General features: G+C 68.2%; 1 protein-coding gene. It reads left to right on the top strand.

What is annotated here, in order from left to right; genetic code table 11:
* Positions 1 to 2,198: AMP-binding protein (locus DFS21_RS26385; RefSeq protein ID WP_146603178.1), on the top strand; the 2,198-nt coding region annotated here is incomplete at both ends.

The raw sequence follows: 2,198 nt of genomic DNA, 5'->3' as shown, positions 1-2,198 counted from the left end.
GGCCTGGCTGCCGACGTGCGCGTGCTGTTCGCCCAGCCGACCCTGGCCGCGCTGGCAGCGGCGGTGGGCGCTGGACGAGAGGTGGCCGTACCCGAGAACCGTGTCCCCCACGATGCGACCCGTATCACCCCAGAGATGCTCAGCCTGATCGAACTGGACCAGGCCAGCATCGACCGCATCGTCGCCGGCGTGCCGGGCGGCGCCGCCAACGTGCAGGAGATCTACCCGCTGGCGCCGTTGCAGGAAGGCATCCTCTATCACCACCTGAGTGCGGAGCAGGGTGATCCCTATCTGCTGCAGACCCGCCTGGCTTTCGACAGCCTGGAGCGGCTGCAAGCCTGTGCCGGTGCCTTGCAACAGGTCATCGACCGCCACGATATCTTGCGCACTTCGGTGGTCTGGGAAGGTTTGGCGGAGCCGGTGCAGGTGGTCTGGCGCCAAGCCCGCCTGGACGTGCACGAAGTCACTGGGCTGGGCGAGGAGGCGGTGATCGAGCGCCTGCACGATCATTTCGACGCACGTTCGCAGCGCCTGGACCTGACCCAGGCGCCACTGCTGCGCCTGACCTACGCCATGGACCCGGCCGGGCAGCGCGTGGTCGCCGTCCTGCACTTCCATCACCTGGCCCTGGACCACACGGCGATGGAGGTCATTGTCCATGAAATGCAGGCGTTGCTGTCTGGGCGCCAGCACCTGCTGAGTCCTCCTGTGCCGTACCGCACCTACGTGGCCCAGGTGCGCCTGGGCGCCGCGCAGGCGGGGCACGAAACGTTCTTCCGCGACATGCTCGGCGATGTCGAGGAGCCGACCCTGCCCATGGGCCTGGCCGATGTGCAGGGCGACGGGCGTGATATCGAGGAAGCCCGCCTGCCACTGGACCTGGCCTTGTCGCGCCGGGTGCGCGAACAGGCGCGGGCGCAGGGTGTCAGCGCCGCGAGCCTGATGCACCTGGCCTGGGCCCGCGTGGTGGGCGTGCTGGCGGGGCGTCACGACGTGGTGTTCGGCACCGTGCTGATGGGCCGCCTGCAGGGCGGCGAGGGCGCCGACCGTGCGTTGGGCGTGTTCATCAATACCTTGCCGTTGCGCATCGACACGGCCAAGGGGGCCAGTGACGCGGTGCGGCTTACCCACCAGCGGCTGTCGGCGCTGCTTGGCCATGAGCACGCGTCGCTGGCCTTGGCCCAGCGTTGCAGTGGCGTGGCGGCCTCGTCGCCGTTGTTCAGTGCGTTGCTCAACTACCGTCACAGCCCGGTTGATGTGACCGCGGCTGATAGCGACAGCTTCCAGGGCATGCATCAGCTGGGCGGCGAGGAGCGCAGCAACTATCCGTTGACCCTGAGCGTGGATGACCACGGCGAAGGCTTCACCTTCAGTGTGCTGGCCCTGTTGGGTATCGGCGCCGAGCGGGTCGCGGGCTGGATGAACTCGGCGGTGGCCGGGCTGGTCCTGGCGTTGGAGCAAGATGGCGCGGTGCAGGTCGACACATTGCCCATCCTCGATCACACAGCGCAGGTCCAAGTGCTCGAAGGCTTCAATGCCACGGCTGCGAGCTACCCGAAAGGCCACACCGTGCATGCGCTGGTCGAGGCCCAGGCGCCCGAGGCGCTGGCCGTGGTACAGGGCGAGGTGAGCCTGAGCCATGGCGAGCTGAACCAGCGCGCCAATCGTCTGGCCCATTACCTGATCAAGCGTGGCGTGGTCCTGGGGGATCGCGTGGCGCTGTGCCTGCCGCGCGGTCCGCAGCGGCTGGTGGCGATGCTGGCCGTGCTCAAGGCCGGCGCGGCCTATGTGCCGGTCGATCCGGGTTATCCGGCGGAGCGTATTGCCTATCTGCTCAGTGACAGTGCGCCGACGCTGGTGCTGGTCGAATCGAGCACTGAGTCGCTGGTGGGCGAGGTGGCCAAGGTTGCGCTGGATGGCGATGACTGGGCTTATGAAGCCGACAGCAACCCCGTCGTTACCGGCCTGGACGAGCATCAGCTGGCCTATGTGATCTACACCTCCGGTTCCACCGGCCAGCCCAAGGGAGTAATGGTCGAGCACCGCACCCTGGCTAACCTGGTCCACTGGCATTGCCAGGCCTTCGACCTGGGCGCCGGCAGCCACACCTCCAGCGTCGCCGGCTTCGGCTTCGACGCCATGGCCTGGGAGGCCTGGCCGGCGCTGTGCGCCGGGGCGGTGCTGCACCTGCCGCCGGC

Source organism: Pseudomonas sp. 2848 (genome assembly GCF_003253945.1).
In the GTDB taxonomy this organism is placed as follows: domain Bacteria; phylum Pseudomonadota; class Gammaproteobacteria; order Pseudomonadales; family Pseudomonadaceae; genus Aquipseudomonas.
Note: the sequence above shows the minus strand (reverse complement) of the source record. Positions and strands in the feature narration are given on the sequence as shown.